This is a genomic window from Terrilactibacillus tamarindi, assembly GCF_009718825.1.
GTDB lineage: Bacteria > Bacillota > Bacilli > Bacillales > Sporolactobacillaceae > Terrilactibacillus > Terrilactibacillus tamarindi.
This window is the reverse complement of record NZ_WNHB01000002.1, coordinates 208,827-224,023: the sequence shown is the minus strand read 5'-3', so window position 1 is coordinate 224,023 and position 15,197 is coordinate 208,827. Positions and strand designations below refer to the sequence as shown.

16 protein-coding genes and 1 tRNA gene are annotated in these 15,197 nt (G+C 36.5%); 13 read left to right on the top strand and 4 right to left on the bottom strand.

From position 1 onward, the window contains the following. Positions 1–17: 17 nt before the first annotated feature. A complete protein-coding gene (locus tag GMB86_RS15665) occupies positions 18–674 on the bottom strand; it encodes a hypothetical protein (RefSeq protein ID WP_230458955.1) in 657 nt (218 codons plus the stop codon). A 317-nt stretch (positions 675–991) separates the two neighbouring features. Here GMB86_RS15665 and GMB86_RS02195 point away from each other — a divergent pair, with 317 nt between their 5' ends. Continuing rightward, positions 992–1,243 carry an atypical membrane-integrating protein (Mistic protein) gene (locus tag GMB86_RS02195; protein WP_155216364.1) on the top strand — a complete coding sequence of 84 codons (252 nt, stop codon included), beginning with the start codon at positions 992–994 and terminating at the stop codon, positions 1,241–1,243. A gap of 236 nt (positions 1,244–1,479) precedes the next feature. Here GMB86_RS02195 and GMB86_RS02190 read toward each other — a convergent pair whose 3' ends face one another. Continuing rightward, positions 1,480–2,058 carry a YitT family protein gene (locus GMB86_RS02190; protein WP_155216362.1) on the bottom strand — a complete coding sequence of 193 codons (579 nt, stop codon included), beginning with the start codon at positions 2,056–2,058 and terminating at the stop codon, positions 1,480–1,482. Between the two features lie 388 nt (positions 2,059–2,446). Here GMB86_RS02190 and GMB86_RS02185 point away from each other — a divergent pair, with 388 nt between their 5' ends. The 9 genes from GMB86_RS02185 (at position 2,447) to GMB86_RS02145 (ending at position 11,365) form a co-directional block, all read left to right on the top strand. Further along, complete coding sequence (locus GMB86_RS02185) at positions 2,447–2,710, top strand: holin (RefSeq protein WP_155216360.1); 264 nt, start codon at positions 2,447–2,449, stop codon at positions 2,708–2,710. A 207-nt stretch (positions 2,711–2,917) separates the two neighbouring features. Next, positions 2,918–4,426: a tetratricopeptide repeat protein gene (locus tag GMB86_RS02180; RefSeq protein WP_196220096.1), complete on the top strand. Its 1,509-nt coding sequence runs from the start codon at positions 2,918–2,920 to the stop codon at positions 4,424–4,426. Positions 4,427–4,699: 273 nt separating this feature from the next. Beyond that, complete coding sequence (gene trxB / locus GMB86_RS02175; RefSeq protein ID WP_155216356.1) at positions 4,700–5,644, top strand: thioredoxin-disulfide reductase; 945 nt, start codon at positions 4,700–4,702, stop codon at positions 5,642–5,644. A gap of 472 nt (positions 5,645–6,116) precedes the next feature. After that, a complete protein-coding gene (locus GMB86_RS02170) occupies positions 6,117–7,430 on the top strand; it encodes an MFS transporter (RefSeq protein WP_155216354.1) in 1,314 nt (437 codons plus the stop codon). A gap of 265 nt (positions 7,431–7,695) precedes the next feature. Beyond that, positions 7,696–8,154: an 8-oxo-dGTP diphosphatase gene (locus GMB86_RS02165; RefSeq protein WP_155216352.1), complete on the top strand. Its 459-nt coding sequence runs from the start codon at positions 7,696–7,698 to the stop codon at positions 8,152–8,154. A gap of 28 nt (positions 8,155–8,182) precedes the next feature. Then, on the top strand, positions 8,183–9,055 hold the full coding sequence (rapZ, locus tag GMB86_RS02160; protein WP_155216350.1) for an RNase adapter RapZ: 873 nt from the start codon (positions 8,183–8,185) through the stop codon (positions 9,053–9,055). 1 nt (position 9,056) lies between these two features. Beyond that, complete coding sequence (locus GMB86_RS02155) at positions 9,057–10,016, top strand: gluconeogenesis factor YvcK family protein (RefSeq protein WP_155216348.1); 960 nt, start codon at positions 9,057–9,059, stop codon at positions 10,014–10,016. A gap of 17 nt (positions 10,017–10,033) precedes the next feature. After that, complete coding sequence (gene whiA, locus GMB86_RS02150; protein ID WP_155216346.1) at positions 10,034–10,963, top strand: DNA-binding protein WhiA; 930 nt, start codon at positions 10,034–10,036, stop codon at positions 10,961–10,963. Between the two features lie 159 nt (positions 10,964–11,122). After that, complete coding sequence (locus tag GMB86_RS02145) at positions 11,123–11,365, top strand: HPr family phosphocarrier protein (protein ID WP_155216423.1); 243 nt, start codon at positions 11,123–11,125, stop codon at positions 11,363–11,365. 104 nt (positions 11,366–11,469) lie between these two features. On the opposite strand, the gene clpP is transcribed toward GMB86_RS02145, so the two are convergent. Next, positions 11,470–12,051, bottom strand: coding sequence for an ATP-dependent Clp endopeptidase proteolytic subunit ClpP (clpP, locus tag GMB86_RS02140; RefSeq protein WP_155216344.1), 582 nt, complete (start codon positions 12,049–12,051; stop codon positions 11,470–11,472). Positions 12,052–12,314: 263 nt separating this feature from the next. Continuing rightward, positions 12,315–12,635 (bottom strand): hypothetical protein, encoded by a 321-nt coding sequence (locus GMB86_RS02135; protein WP_155216342.1) that lies wholly within the window; start codon positions 12,633–12,635, stop codon positions 12,315–12,317. Positions 12,636–12,788: 153 nt separating this feature from the next. Here GMB86_RS02135 and GMB86_RS02130 point away from each other — a divergent pair. From GMB86_RS02130 to GMB86_RS02120, 3 genes are all read left to right on the top strand, one after another. Beyond that, positions 12,789–12,867 (top strand) — tRNA-Arg (locus GMB86_RS02130). Positions 12,868–13,096: 229 nt separating this feature from the next. Continuing rightward, on the top strand, positions 13,097–13,828 hold the full coding sequence (locus tag GMB86_RS15660; RefSeq protein WP_230458954.1) for a CotD family spore coat protein: 732 nt from the start codon (positions 13,097–13,099) through the stop codon (positions 13,826–13,828). 426 nt (positions 13,829–14,254) lie between these two features. Continuing rightward, positions 14,255–15,193, top strand: a complete 939-nt coding sequence (locus tag GMB86_RS02120; RefSeq protein ID WP_155216340.1) for a magnesium transporter CorA family protein — start codon at positions 14,255–14,257, stop codon at positions 15,191–15,193. Positions 15,194–15,197: the final 4 nt, after the last annotated feature.

The following is a 15,197-nucleotide window of genomic DNA, read 5'->3' as shown; positions in this document are numbered from 1 at the left end:
TTGATTCTTCTTTGTCACTATTTTACTGGAATCAATTTCACTGATGATTCTGTTTCTATTGTATCACCGTTAGAACATTCGAACGTATAAGATGCTTCGCCGTCGCTACCTAATATTGTATTAACATAGGCCGACCCACCAGGATCTCGAACGAAGAAATTACTTCCATCACCAACTGGGACGGCTTTATAACGTCCGGCTGGAAGATCACTTCCGACAACATAATTACCTGCACTTAACGTCTTAGGTTCTCCTTTTGCTTGCTGAAGGGTGCCACTTGCCTTTTCAACTTGATCATTTGTGCTATTCAAATCTGATTTAGCTTTACTTAGTTGTTTTTTAATATCTGAAAGTTGACTAGCTGCTTTATCGTATTCTTTTTTCAAGTCATCTTTATCTTTAACTAAATCTAATACATCTTGATTCTGCTTATTGAGATCATCTAACTTTGCCTCTGCATCTGTTATCTGTTTATTGACATCGTTGAGTTTAGAGGTTGAAGTAGAAAGGTCTTTTTTCTGATCTTTTAATTGAGAAATTTCTTTTTGTAAATTCTCGGCACTGATCTTTTGTTGATTTAGATCCACTTTTGCTGTTTGATTTCCTATGACTATGCCGATTATGAGTAGAATGATTGAAATCCCACCAAAAAGGACAAGGATTCGTTTATTCATTGCATCGCCCCCCTTTTAAAATATAAACCATAACTAGCAAACGATATTAGTTTATACTTGGGATTAAGTAGAAAAAATATCTTTATACAGACTAGCTATCTATACAATAGTATCGGTGCATACGATAACAATTTCAAGGGTTATTTAAAATTAATGAAGTAAAACATCAAATATAGTGCTTAAAAAGGTGACAAGTAAGAAGATAACGGCGACGCATTTTCTGAGGACCAGAATGTAGGTTGGGGTTTTGTTCTGAAAAAATTCACCAAGTTATAAAAACATCCATTTTAACTCATATTAACAATGGGTGATAAAAGATGAAAGCAAACGATCAAGAACGAGATAAATTTGACAAGGCATTGGACACCATCATCAATCTGTTTAATGAGCTTGAAGATGATGAACCCATAGTGGAATTTGACCCAGATGTGATTCAGAAGATTGAAATTGCCAAAAAAATATATGGGGCAAATGTTATAAATGAACGTATTAATAATGTCGTTAAAGAAATCTTAACGCTTCTGCCTCTAGATGCGGAGATTGATGAAGAGGATGAAGATGATTCGTAGTCTTATGATCACTTTAAGTACTAAATAATAACAGTGGAAAGCTACCGTAATTGACTTTGTCAGTAGCTTTCTTTTTAAACAAACGTTTATCCCGCCTTAACGGGCAGTAAAACCCCCACCTCAAGATTCTGAGTATTCAAAGAAGATAGGTGGGGGATCAACTGCCCGTAAAGGTCCGATTGGTTCAGCTAACCATCAGTGGGGGGAAGAAAACCCCCACTGATGGAAGTTTCACTTTATTCAAAAATAATGGACTTTATCGAGGTCATCATCATTGTAATGATCCCTACCATGGAAACGATAATGAGAGAGTAGAATATTTTTTCATCCTGGAGAAGAATGACACCGGAAGCGATAATCAGTAAATCTAGTGTAAAGATAATTAGCCCTACATTTATCTTAAACCACTTTGATAACATTAAAGCAAGAAGATCCATTCCGCCGGGGCTTGTATGAAATTTTAGCATTAAGCCTACACCCATACCTAAAATGATACTACCAAGGATAATACTCGTAAAAAATGAAAGGTTAATCATATGCTGAAGAGGAGATAAAAGGTCCGTTGCAACAGTGACAAAGCATGTCCCAAGGAGGCCATTAAAGAAAAAGACGTTGTTATATTTTAATGCAATAAGATAGATAGGAATATTCAGACAGGCAAAGGTCAGCGCTATTTTATACCCCCACAAGTAATGAGCTAAAATACTAATCCCCCAAAACCCACCATTTAATAGATGTAAGGGAATGATAAAACCATTTATAGCTACAGCAATAAGAATACTTGCAAAGGCTATGGTTATGATTTTCTTTTGCACGGAACACCACCCTTAAAAATACTATAATAGAGTATATATGTAGACATGCGTGGATTAATTCCTGTTATTGGACAAATTCTGCCCTGATCCCACTATGATGGGCACTTATAATACGTGTTCAAAAAGGTGACAAATTAGAAGCAAGAAGGTCAAGGCGGCGCCGTTTTGAGGACCGGCATTCCACAGGATGTGGTGGCTTTAGGCGCCAGCCACAGGACGTGAGCGATTTTAGTTGAAGATCCTCTTGTGTTTACTACATGAGGACCGAAAAAACAAGCCAACGCCGAGATTCGTAGCTTATCATTTGGTGACTTTTTGAACTACCTCTTATAGTGTTTTCTTACCTCCTACTTGCATATCCTAGTATAAAACTAGGGGAGCGAGAAAAATGAACGAAATTTTAACGTTTGCCACGATTATTTTACCTATCATAACGGCTGTTACACAGATGATAAAACAAGCCGTATCGATTCCAAAAAATATCATCCCTTTAATAGCTCTGATAATAGGTCTCATAATTGGATTCGCAGCACAACCTTTTGCCCCTCAACTAGATAGTCTAGAGAGATTATGGGGTGGTGGATTAGCGGGTCTATCATCAACGGGGTTGTTTGAATTAGCCTTCAATAAGAGATCTGGAAAATCAAAATGAATGACGCCGGATGGGCGTTTTTTTCTTTTCTAGAATGGTTTTATTTGGTTATGGCCACATTTTGAAAACTGCTTTTTAAATTTCTTAAATCATTGAAAGACCAAAGACATAAATTAATACCACCTTTTCATGTTTCTATAAAACGAAATGGGACAATCTGTGTTATACTTTTCAAAGGACAAATTCTGAATGAATACGGAGGAAAACATGAAATCAGAAAAGATGTCTAAAAAGGCACGCATCATTTCATTCAACCCAAATGGTTCGTACTATTTTCAAAAAGGCGTGGTGGCTTATCAGAAGGGCGACCTTTATAAAGCCTATAAATATGTTGATCGTGCGATCGCTTTTGAACCAAATGAAGTTGAATATTTATGCCAACAAGCATCTATATTAGCGGAACTTGAAGACTATAAATCATCTAATCGGATTTTAAATAGAATTGTAACAGAGCTTGACTTAGGATTAACAGAATGCCATTTCTTTATGGCAAACAATTATGCTTATCTTGGCGAATTTCAAGATGCCTTAAGAGAAGTCAATTTGTATTTACAAGAAGAACCACATGGCATTTTCGTACAGGATGCCAAAGAATTACTTCATCTAATAAATGAGGAATCTGTTGGGTATGATATAGACAAGGAACCTCAGTATATTTCGAACCATAAAAAAGGCCGTCAACAGTTAGAAAACGGTCAATATAAGAAAGCCATTAACTTATTTCGAAAGGTTATAAAAGAAGAACCTGAGTTTTGGGCAGCATATAATAATTTAGCAATTGCTTATTTTTCATTAAGATTGATGGATAAAGCTTATGCTACTTTACACCATGTTTTAGAAAGAGATTCAGGCAATATTCATGCATTATGTAACTTGGTGACGTTCTATCATCAATCTAATGAAATAGAATTACGCGATACAATACTTCCACGATTAAATAAACTCTTTCCTTACTTTCCTGATCATAGAAGTAAATTAGGCTCAACATATCTGTTTATAGGTGACTTCGAGAAGGCATGTCGTTGGCTCACGTCTGCTGAAAAAGCGGGCGTAAATGGGGACCAGGTTTTTTATTTTTGGATGGCTTATGCTGCTTATAAAGTTGGTCGTTTAACTGTAGCCAAACGAGCTTGGAACCAAGTCCATTACTTTGATGAAACACCTTTTCATCCTTTTCAATATGAAAAAGTGCAAGATATGCTCTTAGATGAGAATGCCTATGATAATTTTATGGTACATTCATTAATTCAGCACGAGCTATACAATCCAGACCAAGCTGAACAGCTATTTGCTATTTTTTATCTTCATTATTTATCGGCCCAAGATGAGCTGAATGATACAGCAAAAAATCATGAGGATCCTGCAATAAGAGCGATTGCAAGCGAAATGGTCATGGATCTTGCCCATAAATCACAAAATGTGGACCACAGATTAAACATTATGTGGCATGTCCAATTGTGCCTATCTGAAGGTAAAGCCGTTGTAAGACATCCCGAGTTATATGATTATTGGTATGTTGTTTACCAAATGTTAGATAAGCAGGATGAGATTGATGTTGAGGGGTGGGCCGGAGCATTGATCTACCTATGGAAGAAAGAAAAAAATCAACATACATCTCAAGCTGAAATAGCTAAACTTTGTCATACATCGGTTTATCGAATAAGAAAACATATTCAAGAATTAGGCCAAATTCTCAAACGGAATGGATTATTATGAGAAAGATGTGTTTTTGAGCATATATATAGACGAATGAAGAATATTTTTATAGCATAGATTCTACAGAGTTATTTATAATAAGTATAATCAAATACGAATTATAAATGTGTATTTTAATCTAATCCACTCATGATTGTTTTTATTAAAGGGTATTTTATATAACATAATCAGATGTATATAGTATTAAACTAAAAATGATATTTATTCATTTATTTTACAATAGTAAAAACAAGGCTCAGGTTGGAATACTAAGGATAAAGGAGAGAAAAGCATATGACAGAAGAAAAAATATATGATGTGATTATCATTGGTGCTGGTCCGGCTGGAATGACAGCAGCTGTTTACGCCTCACGGTCGAATTTATCTACCTTGATGATTGAACGTGGGATTCCAGGGGGGCAAATGGCGAATACTGAAGAAGTAGAAAATTATCCTGGATTTGAGTCTATTCTTGGACCTGATTTATCCAATAAAATGTTCGAGCATGCGAAAAAATTTGGCGCTGAATATGCATATGGTGATATAAAGGAAATAAAAGATGGAAAAGAATACAAAACGGTGATTGCAGGAAACAAAGAATTCAAAGGGCTGTCCATTATTGTAGCGACAGGTGCTGAATACAAAAAACTTGGTGTCCCTGGTGAACAAGAACTTGGTGGTCGAGGCGTATCTTATTGCGCTGTATGTGATGGAGCGTTCTTTAAAGAAAAAGAACTTCTCGTTATTGGCGGGGGAGATTCGGCTGTTGAAGAAGGTGTTTATCTCACTCGTTTTGCCTCAAAGGTGACCATCGTCCATCGCCGTGATAAACTTCGGGCTCAAAAAATTCTCCAAGACCGTGCGTTTTCTAACGAAAAAGTAGACTTTATTTGGAATCACACGGTTAAAGAAATCCATGAAGCTGACGGGAAAGTTGGAAGTGTCACACTAGTTAATACGGTAGATGGGACTGAAAAAGAAGTCAAAGCGGATGGTGTCTTTATTTACATTGGGTTACTTCCTTTGAATGGTGCCGTTAAGTCTCTTGGTATTACGAACGAATCGGGATATATTGAAACGAACGAAGAAATGGAAACGCGTATACCAGGAATATTTGCAGCAGGAGACGTCCGAGAAAAAGAATTACGTCAAATTGTCACGGCAACGGGCGATGGAAGTATCGCTGCACAATCTGCTCAAAAATATGTCGAAGAACTTAAAGATGCTTCTAAAGTCTGAAGACTATCTATGTGATTTTGATTTCTTTTCATGTTTTCTTAAATGAATTGTAATCTTAGTGACATACAAATGGGGTATGATAAGTATAGAATGACCCCCTTATATATATGTACCATTTTTGCATGAACTCTCATTCAGAGTTCATGCATTTTTTTTGAATGTCGTGCTCTCCAAATAGTTTTACTATTTAGAAATTATTGTGAACAGGTGAATATTAATGCCCTTTATGTTATTATAATCATAACCTAATGTAATGGTTCAACATTGTTTTAGTGTAAACTCTTAATTAATGACAGATCTGAGATTTAGATCTTAAGATGATGCCAATGACAACATTATTTTTTATTTCAACTAAAACCAATTACGGTTAAATGGGGTATTGTTCTTTAATTAATAGAGAAAATAGTGAAATAAGCCTACATAACATTTCTGTTGTTTTTCAATATAAAAAAAGAGAAGGTGGATGTTTTACATGATTAAATCAAGTGAACATGCAAATACACGTCGAATCGCGGGAAATATTTTTAAAGGTTCGTTAGGAAATTTGATTGAGTGGTATGACTGGTATGTGTATGCTGCGTTTGCTGTATATTTCTCAACCGAATTTTTTCCACAAGGGGACACAACAAGCCAATTATTAAATACGGCAGCGATTTTTGCCGTTGGCTTTCTTATGCGTCCATTGGGAAGTTTGTTACTGGGACGTTATGCAGATCGTTATGGTCGTCGTGCAGCACTGACGCTTTCTATTACTATTATGGCATGTGGTTCACTTGTCATTGCTGTAACGCCAAGTTATCAAACGATTGGGATATTTGCTCCTATTATTTTGGTTCTTGCAAGGCTCCTCCAAGGATTGTCCTTAGGAGGAGAATACGGAACGTCAGCGACGTATTTGTCTGAAATGGCCAATACTGGTCGACGTGGATTCTACTCAAGTTTTCAATATGTGACGCTTGTTGCGGGGCAAATGATAGCACTGGGTGTCCAAATTATTTTACAATTATCACTTAATGAAACAGAAATGAGAGCATGGGGATGGCGTATTCCGTTTGTGATTGGGGCATTAGGTGCGTTAACGGTACTATGGCTTCGTCGTACGATGGATGAATCGGAACAATACAATAAAATGGATAAGGATGACAAAGAAAAGGCTGGAACGATTCGTGCTTTGATGAAGTATCCTAAGGCAGTGTTAACCGTTGTTGGATTAACACTTGGTGGAACCGTTGCATTTTATACGTATACGACGTATTTACAGAAGTTTATGGTGAATTCAGTTGGTCTCAATAAGGAACTTGTTAGTTTAATTAATTTTGTTGCACTACTCATTTTTGTCATACTTCAACCACTAGCTGGAATGCTATCAGATCGTATTGGACGTAGACCACTATTAATGTGCTTCGGTATATTCGGCACAATACTGACGGTGCCAATATTTCTACTTATGAGGCAATCACATAGTGCCATTGCGGCCTTTCTACTCATGTTATTAGGCCTTATTATTGTTACAGGTTATACGTCAATTAATGCGATCGTTAAAGCAGAGCTATTTCCAACAGAAATACGTGCTCTTGGTGTAGGATTGCCATATGGTTTAACTGTTGCTATATTTGGTGGGACGGCTGAGTTTGTTGCCTTATGGTTTAAAAGCATCGGTAGTGAATCGTTATTTTTCTATTACGTAGCAATCTGTATTTTTATTAGCTTTATTGTTTATTGGCGTATGGGTGAGTCATCGAAGAGGTCATATATAGAGGCCGAGCTGAAGGCTGAAAATAATTAGCGGAGGGTTTAAAAATGTCATAAAGCAGTAACAGATCACACTCTGTTGCTGCTTTTGCATGTAGATAAAGTATACAAAACCCTTATACTCTTTAGTCATGTTAATGGAAGATTTTGAGTAAATGGAACAAATGATAGCGCGACTCTAGATAGACAGGACTAGCTAAGTCAAAGTAAAATAAAATGAAAAATGGAATAGACTCGTATATAATAGAGACAATGTATTTTTGATAAATGGTTGTAACATGAGATAGAGGTGAGTAGCTTTGCAGCGCGTAACGAACTGTTTGTTAAGACATGATGATAAAGTATTGTTATTAAAAAAACCGAGAAGAGGCTGGTGGGTGGCACCCGGCGGGAAAATGGAGAGCGGGGAATCCATTAAGGATACAGTCATTCGAGAATTTCGTGAGGAAACCGGTCTGTATTTGCAAAATCCAGAACTAAAAGGTGTATTTACCTTTATAATAAAAGAGGGAGACAAAATAATATCCGAGTGGATGATGTTCACTTTTTATGCGGATGATTATGAAGGCCAACTTTTAGAACATAGTAAAGAGGGCGAGCTTTCTTGGCAGAATGCAGATGAATTTCAAGAGCTCCCAATGGCGGAAGGAGATCGCCATTTATTAGATTACGTCCTTCATGGACGAGGTATGATTTTTGGAACATTTCATTATTCACCAGATTTTGAATTGTTAAGTTACAGACTCGATCCAAATTAAAAGAGATGAAAAGGGAGGTTCGGGTATTATGGGGAAAAATATTCAGGTAGTCATCATTACAGGGATGTCAGGGGCAGGAAAAACGGTAGCTATTCAAAGCTTTGAAGATTTAGGGTACTTTTGCATTGATAACCTGCCGCCATCGCTACTGCCGAAATTCATCGATCTAGTTGGAGATTCTGGTGAAAAATTAAATAAACTCGCCGTTGTGATGGATTTAAGGGGACGTGAAATATTTGACTCTTTATTTGAATCCATTGATTCATTTAGTAAAAATGAAAAAATTAAGCCTCAAATACTATTCCTAGATGCAAAAGACCAAACTTTGGTTAGACGTTATAAAGAAACGAGACGCTCTCATCCGTTATCTCCTAGAGGCTTGCCTTTAGAGGGGATTAAGATTGAACGAGAAAAGTTAGACGAAATCAGAGGGCTTGCTCAATATTACATTGATACAACAGACATGAAGCCTGTACAGTTAAGAGACAAGATTATTTCCCAATTTGGTGATGAGAATGATCAGTCCTTCCGGGTAAATGTCCTTTCCTTTGGTTTTAAATATGGCATTCCGATTGATGCAGACCTTGTTTTTGACGTTCGATTTTTACCTAATCCCTATTATATTGAACATATGAGACCTCGAACAGGCCTTGAAAAAGACGTCGCGGACTATGTATTTAAGTGGAGTGAGACGAAGCAATTCCTACAGAAGTTGCTCGAACTCTTGCGTTTTATGCTACCTCAGTATAAGAGAGAGGGTAAGAGACAACTTGTCATCGCCATTGGGTGTACAGGTGGAAGGCATCGTTCAGTTGCTTTGGCTGAGCATATTAGTAAAGAGTTATCTAAAGTATATCCTTCTCGTGTGATGCACCGAGATGTTGAAAAAGGAAATTACTAATATGATAAAAAAACAAAAAATTGTCGCCATCGGTGGTGGAACAGGTTTATCGAGGATTTTAAGAGGACTTAAAAAACATCCGTTAGACATTACTGCCATCGTTACAGTGGCCGATGATGGCGGAAGCTCGGGTATGTTAAGAAATGAACTTCAAATTCCACCACCTGGGGATATTCGAAACGTTCTCGTTGCTTTATCTGACGTTGAACCAATGTTTGAACAACTTTTGCAACACCGATTTAAAAATGGGAATGGATTAAATGGTCATTCATTGGGTAATTTGCTTATAGCCGCATTAACGTCCATTACAGGAGACTTTGTTAAAGGTGTTGCAGAAATGAGCCGAATACTAAATGTAAATGGGAATGTTCTCCCTGCGGCAAATCAAAGTATTGTACTGGGCGCTATAATGACAGACGGGACGATTGTTAAAGGTGAATCAACGATTCGGGAAAGCGACAAGAAAATTAAACGTGTTTTTCTGGAACCTTCAAATATAGCCCCTCTTCAAGAAAGCGTTGAAGCGATTAAGCAGGCTGATTTAATTGTACTAGGTCCAGGAAGTTTATATACCAGTGTTATTCCAAATATCTTAGTGCCAGAACTTGCGGAAGAAATTCAAAAGGCAAAAGCAAAGAAAGTGTACATCTGTAATATTATGACTGAAAAAGGAGAAACGGATTACTTTACGGCAGCTGACCATGTGAAAGTGTTATTAGATCATGGTTCAAGTCCATTTCTTGATTATATACTCGTTAATAATAAGACAATTGATCAAGACATCTTAGAAAATTATGCCCGTGAAGAGGCGGAACCAGTCCTATGTGACAGTAAAAGATGCGAAGCACTAGGTATACAAGTGATAAGTGATGATCTTGTTTCCTATGATCATCAAGTCATCCGTCATAATGAGAAAGTGGTTAGTGATTGGCTTGTAAAACTACTTCCACCTAATAATTAAAGGGGGGGTGTGGCAAAATGTCTTTTGCTGCAGAAACAAAGAAAGAATTGACACAACTGGAAGTCAAACCATGTTGTGCAACAGCGGAACTAGCTGCACTCATTCGAATGAACGGATTTATCTCAATTGTAAATAAGCAATTGAGTTTAGATATTTGCACAGAGAATGCAGCTATAGCTAGAAGAATCTATGTATTAATTAAGAAAAACTATACATTTCCGATTGAAATATTAGTGCGACGCAAGATGCGTTTAAAGAAAAATAATGTCTATATTGTTAGAGTGAAAGAAAATACCAAAGACTTCTTGCGTTCATTGAAAATTGTCGATGAAAATTTTATGTTTACACGTGAAATAGATCCTGATTTAATTAAAAAATCATGTTGTAAAAGATCTTATTTACGTGGTGCATTTTTAGCAGGGGGATCACTTAATCATCCAGAGTCATCTTACCATCTTGAAATCTTTTCGAATTATGAAGATCACACTCATTCATTGGCCCATTTAATGAATGAGTTTAATTTAAATGTCAAAATACTACCACGTAAGAACGGTTACATTATATACTTAAAGGAAAGTGAGAAGATCACCGACTTTTTGAGTATCATTGCAGCACACCAAGCCCTATTTTATTTTGAAGACATACGTATTGTTAAAGATATGCGTAATTCGGTTAACCGTCTGGTTAATTGTGAAACAGCTAATCTTAATAAAACAGTGAGTGCCGCAATGAAACAAATTGAAAACATTAAAATCATAGAAGAAAAATTGGGGTTGGATAAACTTCCAAATAAACTTCGTGAGATTGCAGAAGTTCGATTGAAGCATCCAGATGTCACCATGAAAGAACTTGGTGAATTAGTTCAAGGGGAACATATTAGTAAATCGGGAATAAATCATCGATTTCGAAAAATTGAAGTATTAGCGAATCAACTCAGGCAGAAATAGGTCATAATGGTAGTGAAGTTAAGTCTATGAATTCCGTCCTTTTTAGAGGATTATAAGCCCCTCTGTCCACTTCTTTGAAATCCTACTAGAGATAAAGAGGCTTAAGACTCATGAGTACGGATAAAAGAAAATAGGAGGTCAATTATATTGGAGGAAAAAATGGCTTATATTGCTATTCCAGGTGGTCTTCAGGCGAGGGCAGCAGCTCAATTTGTTCAGGAAGCAAATCAGTATCATTCAGATTTATTTTTGGAATATCAATCCGTACGAGTTAACGCAAAAAGCATTATGGGTATCATGAGTCTTGCCTTAAGCGAAGGAACGCAAGTAAAAGTGATCGCTGAAGGAAATGATGAGACGGATGCAGCTCAGGCTCTCGTTGATTTTATTACAAACAGTTAAGAATTCATGAAAGGTGATTTCTCTGCTTCTCACGAAAATGGATAACAAAAAAAGACTACCAAAAGCAAAATGCTAATGATAGTCTTTCTTTTTTGTCAAATCATTTATTTAGAAATTAAGACTTCATCGATGAGTCCATATTTTTTGGCATCATCTGCTGACATGAAGTTATCACGTTCTGTATCACGGTTTATAACCTCGATAGGTTGACCTGAACGTTCAGCCATGATTTGATTTAATTTTTCACGCATTTTAATAATCCGTTTAGCATGGATTTCAATATCTGTTGCTTGTCCTTGAGTTCCACCAAGAGGTTGGTGAATCATGATTTCACTATTCGGTAATGCAAAGCGTTTGCCAATTTCTCCAGCTGTTAGAAGAAAAGCACCCATCGAAGCTGCCATACCGACACAAATGGTCGATACTTTCGGTTTAATGTGTTGCATCGTATCATAAATAGCCATACCCGCTGTGATTGATCCGCCAGGACTGTTTATGTAGATAGAAATATCTTTTTCAGGATCTTCTGCTGCCAAGAAAAGCAGTTGGGCAACAATGGCGTTAGCCACGTTATCATCGATGGCAGTTCCAAGCATAATAATACGATCTTTTAACAGACGGGAATAAATGTCATAGGCACGTTCCCCTCGATTTGTTTGCTCAATGACTGTTGGAATTAATGGCATTACAACACCCTCCTTTTATCTTTCATCATAAGTGATCTTGCTTTAATCATCATACCTCAATGGTCAATATAGGTCAAATTTTTTGATCATTGAAGATATTAATGGATTTTGCAGGCTTTTTCCTATGTTTTAATGTTATTCGTGTATGTCTAGAAAAAGTATTAGAAAGTCGTTCTATTTGCTAAATAAACAGGCTATGTACGCTATACTATAATTATAGTTGCTAAAAACATTCATTCCCGAAATGACCTTTTTTTAAACGGTTATTTATGTGAAATTTGATAACCAGATGTTTGAATACCTGATGCTTTTAATGATTTTTCGATCCATTCCGGTTTCATAACGTGGTGGTCATAGTTAATCGAGATAGCGTGTTGATTGCGGTGATACTGATAATGCTTGATGCCAAGTATATGATTGACGGTTACATCCAGATGTTTTTGATCTTTGGCGGTAGGGAGATCAATATGGTTAAAGATAATATGGTCAGTTGACGAATGCGTGTTTTTCCATTTTTCCGTAAAAAGAAGCCCCGCACAAATTAATGAAATAATAAGAAATGAATTTAGAATACGATATTTCAACTTAGTTTCCTCCCTGTCTAGAAATCATCTTCATTCTATTAGAATGTCTTTAACGTGGCTTAATATTCATATCAGATGCTGTTAGTTAGATTCACTCTATTGATTTTATTGTTAAATTAAGTTATAATTACTATCGTGTCGTCATGTAATTATGCGCTCGTAGCTCAGTTGGATAGAGCGGTGGTTTCCGGTACCACGTCTGCCGGGGGTTCGAATCCCTCCGAGCGCGCCATTTAAACATACATAAATCAAGGGTTTAGCAGACTTTATGCTAAATCCTTTTTTAAATATAAAATTAATTTTTGAAATTGGCACATGAACATTAATTAGTCGTTTTTAAAAAAATAGGGCTATCACGATGGTATTCGCCCTTTTTGAATAAAATGGGTATTCGTATTATGACAAGGCTATTCCCCAATACATAGGCTATAAGTGTACGAAAAATGAGGAGGAATAAACTTATGACATGGAATCCAAATTCAATGCCAAATATTAATCCGATGTCAATGCCGAATGCGATGCCTAATGTTAGTCCAATGTCAATGCCGAATGCGATGCCTGATGTTAGTCCGATGTCAATGCCGAATGCGATGCCTAATGTTAGTCCGATGTCAATGCCGAATGCGATGCCTGATGTTAGTCCGATGTCAATGCCGAATGCGATGCCTGATGTTAGTCCGATGTCAATGCCGAATGCGATGCCTAACGTTGGCCCAATGTCAATGCCGAATGCGATGCCTAATGTTAGTCCAATGTCAAAGCCGAATGCGATGCCTAATGTTAGCCCAATGTCAATCCCAGATGCTATGCCAATGCCCCATTCTAAACCGAGTGCAAAGGCTAACATGGGTCCAAGTATGAAAGGGTGCCCAAAACAAGGTCCGATGCATGAGAAAAAAATGATGAAAGGTGCAGAACTTCCAACAGCGCCTAGTAAATGGGGACAACAGTCAAATAATGTTTATTGTCCGCCAACACGTGGTAAAGATATCGTTGATCCACAAACAATGAATGTCGCTCATGTATATAAACCTGTGATCGTTAAACACATCCACCCTTCCCATACTCAAATTCAAACACACTATTTATACGAACACCAACATTACTACCCACACACCGTATCACATTGTTGCGATGTTCAACATAAAAACGTTCAATGCGGTTGCCCTCGGCGTCCAAATATATCTTGTTAATGAAATAGTCATCAGTGTAAGGACACTGATGACTATTTTTAAGCTACATGATGATTACTTCACTTAACCCATTTAGTTAGAACATGGATGGTTTACCTCATAGTTGGACAAGAACACCAATAAATTTGAAACATACATAATTTGTTTTATTTAGTAAACCAATGTATGATAAGGAGTGTTGATTACTGATAAAGATGTTGGAGTAATTTATTTTTAAAAATTTTGGACCGTATTTTAAACAAGAAACTTATAAAGGAGTTGATAACTTAATGAGTTCAGACAGTACACCCGAGGGGAGTCACACACCCAAGAGAAAAAAAGAGGAAGTTTTCATACTGACTTTAAATGGTCGCTCATTAGGTTATCGACCATTTAAAAATATTGTAGTATGCCTTTTTTCCTCAGAAAAATGAGGAGGTTGCTATTATGCTAGATATTTATTTAACAGATGAACTAGGGAAAATGAATAAAACGGACACGTTTACAAAAGGTTGCTGGGTAAATCTCATTCATCCAACCGAAGAAGAAGTTAAACGAGTTATTGACGAAACAAACATTCCATTAGATTTTATCAAAGATCCGCTAGATGATGATGAACGATCCAGGATTGAAAAAGAAGACGATAATGTTCTCACAATCGTGGATGTTCCAGTACTAGTTGAAGATAATTCAGATTCAGCTTTATACGATACGATTCCTATTGGTATTATTGTAACTCCTTCCTACTTTGTTACGGTGTGTTTACGAGAAACACCGATTATTAGTGACTTCGTTAACAATAAAATTAAAGGCTTTTTTACTTACAAAAAAACACGATTTGCCTTACAACTTTTATATTCGGTGGCAAGCTATTATTTAAGGTATCTTAAACATATTGACCGAAAAACAACGATCATTGAACGTGAACTTCATCAATCGATGAAGAATAGAGAATTATTTATGCTTCTTAGTTTGGAAAAAACCATTGTTTATTTTATGACGTCATTAAAAGCAAATAATATCGTGATGGAGAAAATGACAAAACAACGATTTTTACGAATGTATGAAGACGATCAGGACTTACTTGAAGATGTTATTATCGAAATTAAACAAGCCGCAGAAATGGCTGAAGTTCATAGTAATATATTAAGTGGCATGATGGATGCGTATGCCTCGGTTATTTCCAATAATGTGAATGTGGTTATGAAATTTTTAACGGCTTTCACGATTATTTTGTCATTACCTACCATGGTATTCAGTTTTTATGGTATGAATGTTCCTTTTCCAGGTGAAAATTTAGGCAATGGATTTGTTGTCCCACTAGTCATTTCTTTATTATTATCATGTACAACAGTGTATATTTTTTGGAAAAAAAGGTATTTCTGAAATT

What these genes read in the sequence shown, in the direction of transcription:
- whiA (WP_155216346.1), top strand. Translation starts at nt 10,034, where the DNA reads ATGTCTTTTGCTGCAGAAACAAAGAAAGAATTGACACAACTGGAAGTC.
- GMB86_RS15660 (WP_230458954.1), top strand. Translation starts at nt 13,097, where the DNA reads ATGACATGGAATCCAAATTCAATGCCAAATATTAATCCGATGTCAATG.
- GMB86_RS02185 (WP_155216360.1), top strand. Translation starts at nt 2,447, where the DNA reads ATGAACGAAATTTTAACGTTTGCCACGATTATTTTACCTATCATAACG.
- GMB86_RS02195 (WP_155216364.1), top strand. Translation starts at nt 992, where the DNA reads ATGAAAGCAAACGATCAAGAACGAGATAAATTTGACAAGGCATTGGAC.
- GMB86_RS02170 (WP_155216354.1), top strand. Translation starts at nt 6,117, where the DNA reads ATGATTAAATCAAGTGAACATGCAAATACACGTCGAATCGCGGGAAAT.
- GMB86_RS15665 (WP_230458955.1), bottom strand. Translation starts at nt 674, where the DNA reads ATGAATAAACGAATCCTTGTCCTTTTTGGTGGGATTTCAATCATTCTA.
- GMB86_RS02145 (WP_155216423.1), top strand. Translation starts at nt 11,123, where the DNA reads ATGGCTTATATTGCTATTCCAGGTGGTCTTCAGGCGAGGGCAGCAGCT.
- trxB (WP_155216356.1), top strand. Translation starts at nt 4,700, where the DNA reads ATGACAGAAGAAAAAATATATGATGTGATTATCATTGGTGCTGGTCCG.
- GMB86_RS02120 (WP_155216340.1), top strand. Translation starts at nt 14,255, where the DNA reads ATGCTAGATATTTATTTAACAGATGAACTAGGGAAAATGAATAAAACG.
- clpP (WP_155216344.1), bottom strand. Translation starts at nt 12,051, where the DNA reads ATGCCATTAATTCCAACAGTCATTGAGCAAACAAATCGAGGGGAACGT.
- GMB86_RS02155 (WP_155216348.1), top strand. Translation starts at nt 9,057, where the DNA reads ATGATAAAAAAACAAAAAATTGTCGCCATCGGTGGTGGAACAGGTTTA.
- rapZ (WP_155216350.1), top strand. Translation starts at nt 8,183, where the DNA reads ATGGGGAAAAATATTCAGGTAGTCATCATTACAGGGATGTCAGGGGCA.
- GMB86_RS02180 (WP_196220096.1), top strand. Translation starts at nt 2,918, where the DNA reads ATGAAATCAGAAAAGATGTCTAAAAAGGCACGCATCATTTCATTCAAC.